Origin of the sequence: Protofrankia sp. Cr1 (genome assembly GCF_963555865.1) — a bacterium.
GTDB lineage: Bacteria > Actinomycetota > Actinomycetes > Frankiales > Frankiaceae > Protofrankia.
Genome location: NZ_CAUVXO010000082.1, coordinates 2,343 through 6,687 on the forward strand (window position 1 = coordinate 2,343; position 4,345 = coordinate 6,687).

A 4,345-nucleotide genomic window follows, 5' to 3' on the forward strand; every position below is an offset into this window, starting at 1 on the left:
GGTAGCCGCAGGGGATGTCGGTGGGGTCGGTGGGGCGACTGGTGCGTCGTGAGGACACGCCCCTGGGCGACCGCCGCGTGTGTTGCCTGCAGGCGCCGACCTATTTTCATGCATGATCTTCAGGCTGCCACGTTCCGGCAGTTTTGCTCAGCGTCCGTCCACAGGCACTCGCATTATCCCCAGCCCGGATCGATCTTTCGAGGTTTGTGCGGTCATTCGGTATCTTTTTGGCGTACAAACCTCGAAAGATCGTTGATGAAAGATCGTTGACGTCTGATGGACGGGGTTACACGGGAAGGTGAACCGTGTTCCGTTGGACTTCGCGCCGCTCGTCCGCGCTGAGCCCTCCCCAGACACCGCTGTCCTGGCCGGCGTCAAGAGCCCAGGCCAGGCATTCGTCGGTGACCGTGCAGTGCCGGCATACAGCTTTCGCGGCATCGATCTGGCTCGCGGCCGGCCCGGTTGTCCCGATCGGAAAGAAGAGTTCGGGATCCGTACCCCGGCAGAAGGCCCGGTGGCGCCAGTCCATTGTCATACCCCCTTTTGGCAAGGCGTCGCGCCCGGATGATGGGTCAGCCCGAATGATGGTGGGCGCAGATGATGCTAGGTGCAGATGATGCTAGGCGCGGAAGCCTGCTCGTTAATCACAACATGCTGTCAATTATCGACAACAGAGCAGGGGTGCTCCGGTGAAGTGCTCCGCCGGGTTCCGGTCTGGCGGAACGGAGTGATGCGGTTACTCGCAAGGGCTGATCCAGCCAGGGTTTGATCGTGGGTGTGGTGTGGTGTGGTGTGGCGTGGTGTGGGTGTGCGTGTGAGGGCTGCTGAATGCCGGGTGGATGGTTGCCTGTCGTACGTGGACGGGTGGCCTACCTGACGACCGTGGTGCCACAATGGCACCATGAGGCGGATGAACCTGCGCGACGTACCCGACGAGATCTACACGGCTCTCGCCGAGGGTGCGGCGGCAAGCCACCAGTCGCTGAACGTCTTTGTGGCGGAACGGCTCACCGAGGTGGCTCGCGTAACCAGGTTGGCCGACTACATGGCGTCGTACGAGGCTCCCCAGACCGCGGGCGTCACGGCACCTGGCCGGCTTTCCCATTCGCCGCATGCCGCTCGCTCCACTTCTGGAACGCAGGTGGCAGCTACGCAAGAACGTCACTCCATATGACGCTGTCTCCATCGCGCTCGCCGAAAAACTCGATGGCGCGGTAATCACCTGCGACGCCAAGCTGGCTGCGGCGCCCGGAGTCAGCTGCACCATTGATCTGATCGTATCTTAACCCTTACCGACGGCTCTGTGACCATGGTCTGTCAGTCGATGAGCCGGCGGCTCATGTAGCGGACGGCGAGCAGCCACATCAGCCCGGCGAAGGCGACCAGCGCGCCCGCGTGGCCGAGGTCGGCGAGCGGAGCGAACCCGAACGCCGCGTCCCGCACCAGCTCGACACAGTGGTAGAGCGGGTTGAGTCGGGCGACGACACGGCCCCAGTAGGGCAGCCCGGCTACCGGAAAGAAGGTTCCGGCGACCAGAAAGAGCGGCGTCATGATGCCGGAGATGATGTAACTGAAACCGTCGATGGACGGCACCAGCGCCGAGGTCCAGATACCGAACAGGCCGAAGCCGAGACCGGTGAGAAAGCCGACCAGCGGGACCACCAGCATGCCGGGAACCGGATCGAGGCCGAAGGCGAGCGCCACCACCAGCGGAACGCATCCGTAGACGCCGGCGCGCGCGGCAATCCACAGGGCCTCTCCGAGCACGATCTCCGGTACGTCGACGGGTGCGGCCAGCACAGCGCCGTAGATCTTCTGATAGGTCCGCCGGATGAACGTCTGGAACATCCCGGTGAAGGCTGAGGAAAAAAGTACCGCGGTCGCGACTATTCCGGTGCCGAGGAAGTCCACGTACCGGTAGCCGGCCACGACCGACACCAGTGAGCCGAACCCCCATCCGAAGGCCAGCAGGTAGATGGTGGGTTCCACGACGGCGGAGAAGGTGGTCGACAGCCAGGACCGCCGGAACAGCGTGAGGTCGTGGACGATGACTCCGGCCAGTGCCGCCGGTTCAATCCGTCGCAGTCGCGTCGCCTGGGCCCCGTTGGCTTCGTCCGCCCCGTTCATTCGACCCGCTCCCCGGTCAGGGCCACGAACACGTCCTCCAGGGTCGCTGCGCGCCGGACGCCGGCTCCGAGCCGTTCATCCAGTTCGGCGGGCATGTTCTCGGCCCGGAGCACCGAGACCGACGGCCCGGTCCGTCGGGTGGTGAAACCAGCCGCGCCCGCCTGCGCCGCGATCTCGGCGAGGCGCTCGGGCGAGCCGTAGTATTCCGCCGCGGTCCGCCCTGCGTGCGCGTCGAGTAGTCGGGCTGGCGCGTCGCGCGCGATAACCCGGCCATGCGACATGATGGCGACGTCGTCAGCGAGCCGTTCTGCCTCTTCGATGTAGTGGGTTGACATCAGTACGGTCACTCCGCCGGTGCGTAAGCCGGCGATCAGGCTCCACAGTTCCTGGCGGACCTGCGGGTCGAGTCCCACCGTGGGCTCGTCGAGCAGGACGAGCTGGGGACGGTGGACCAGCGCCCGGGCGACCAGCAACCGCCGTCGCATCCCGCCGGAGAGGTTCGCGGTCACCGTGTCGGCGCGATCGACCAGGTCTGCGAGGGCCAGCGCCCGATCGACCGCGCCCCGGCGCTCCCGGGCGGGTACCCGGTACAGCCGGGCGAACACGGCGAGGTTCTGTCGGACGGTGAGCTCGGTGTCGAGGTTGTCCTCCTGTGGCACCACGCCCATCACCGCTCTGGCCTGCTTGGATGCGCCCGGCACGTCGTAGCCGAGGATGGTGATCCGGCCGCTGTCGGCGATCGACTGGGCGGTCAGCATCCGCATCGTGGTGGACTTGCCGGCGCCGTTGGGCCCGAGCAGGCCGAGACAGACCCCGGCGGGAACGTCAAGGTCGAGACCGTCCACCGCGGTCAGGCTTCCGTAGCGCTTCACCACTGCCCGCATGGAGATCGCGGGCGCTGCGTCTTCGGATGGTTTCCCGCCCCCCGGTTCCGCACCGGTCGCGGTCCGGTCGCGGTCGCGGTCGAGCTCACCGGCTGGAAGAGGGACACCAGCCGACAGTAACCCGTACCCGACCACCTGCCATCTCCTTTTCCGGTCGATCGGATGTCGATCGGATGCCCATGGGGTTCCCGGGCGCGATACTTGCCCCGCGGCCGGCGCGCGACCAGCACGAGGATCCGCCAACCGTACGCGGCTTCAGGTACCTGGACGTATCATGACATAGCTGGACGAGTTGACAGGAGTTCTCCCATGCGCAATCCGAAGGACTTCTTCGCTCCGCTCGCGGTGGGTGCGCCGGCGCCGCTGCGGGAGCTTCCGCAGCGGCTCTCCCGTGTGATCCACTTTTTCGACCCCAGTAACGCGAAGATGGCATCGAAGGTCCCGGACATCCTGCCCCGCCTCGACGTGGTGCTGGGCAACCTCGAAGACGGCGTCCGGGCCGATGCCAAGATCGCGGCCCGGGAGGGCCTGGCGAAACTCGCCGCCGCCACGGAGTTCGGCGACACCCAGCTGTGGACGCGGGTGAACAGCCTGGACTCACCGTGGGGCCTCGACGACCTGCTGACCCTCGTCCCGGCGATCGGTCACAAGCTGGATGTCATCATGGTGCCCAAGGTCGAGGGCGCGGAGGACATCCACTACGTCGACCGTCTGCTCGCCCAGCTCGAGGCGAAGGCGGGACTCACCCGGCCGCTGCTCGTCCACGCGATTCTGGAGACCGCGCGCGGTGTCGCCAACGTCGAGGAGATCGCCGGGGCGAGCCCGCGGATGCAGGGCCTCTCGCTCGGGCCGGCAGACCTCGCCGCGGACCGACGGATGAAGACGACCAGGGTCGGTGGCGGGCATCCGGGATACCTCGTGCGCCAGGACCCGTCGGCGACCGACCCGGACGCGCCGCGCGCCACATACCAGCAGGATCTGTGGCATTACACGCTTGCCCGCATGGTGGACGCCTGCGCGGCCAACGGGATCCTGCCGTACTACGGGCCGTTCGGTGACATCGCCGATGTGGTGGCCTGCGAGGACCAGTTCCGCAACGCGTTCCTGCTCGGCTGTGTCGGCGCATGGAGCCTGCATCCGGTGCAGATCGACATTGCGAAGCGGGTCTTCAGTCCGGAGCCCGCCGAGGTTGCCTGGGCTCGACATGTGATCGATACGATGGGTGACGGGACCGGAGCAATCATGGTGGACGGCAAGATGCAGGACGACGCCTCGGTCAAGCAGTGCAAGGTTGTTCTGGACCTCGCGCGCACCCTGGCCGCGCGTGACCCGCA

Annotated in this window: 5 protein-coding genes; 2 read left to right on the forward strand and 3 right to left on the reverse strand. The window is 66.6% G+C overall.

The features are described 5' to 3' along the window. Window positions 1-286: 286 nt before the first annotated feature. Window positions 287-529 carry a WhiB family transcriptional regulator gene (locus tag U9980_RS09620; protein ID WP_322755208.1) on the reverse strand — a complete coding sequence of 81 codons (243 nt, stop codon included), beginning with the start codon at window positions 527-529 and terminating at the stop codon, window positions 287-289. A 381-nt stretch (window positions 530-910) separates the two neighbouring features. On the opposite strand from U9980_RS09620, the gene U9980_RS09625 reads away from it, so the two are divergent. After that, window positions 911-1,174 (forward strand): hypothetical protein, encoded by a 264-nt coding sequence (locus U9980_RS09625; RefSeq protein ID WP_322767610.1) that lies wholly within the window; start codon window positions 911-913, stop codon window positions 1,172-1,174. A gap of 143 nt (window positions 1,175-1,317) precedes the next feature. Here the strand turns inward: U9980_RS09625 and U9980_RS09630 are convergent, their stop codons facing one another. Next, window positions 1,318-2,127, reverse strand: a complete 810-nt coding sequence (locus U9980_RS09630; protein WP_322767611.1) for an ABC transporter permease — start codon at window positions 2,125-2,127, stop codon at window positions 1,318-1,320. Then, window positions 2,124-3,011 (reverse strand): ABC transporter ATP-binding protein, encoded by an 888-nt coding sequence (locus tag U9980_RS09635; RefSeq protein ID WP_416210210.1) that lies wholly within the window; start codon window positions 3,009-3,011, stop codon window positions 2,124-2,126. The genes U9980_RS09630 and U9980_RS09635 overlap by 4 nt, the downstream gene beginning before the upstream one ends. 309 nt (window positions 3,012-3,320) lie before the next feature. Here U9980_RS09635 and U9980_RS09640 point away from each other — a divergent pair. Beyond that, window positions 3,321-4,345 (forward strand): CoA ester lyase (locus tag U9980_RS09640; protein ID WP_322767613.1); only part of this gene is annotated, 1,025 nt, incomplete at its 3' end.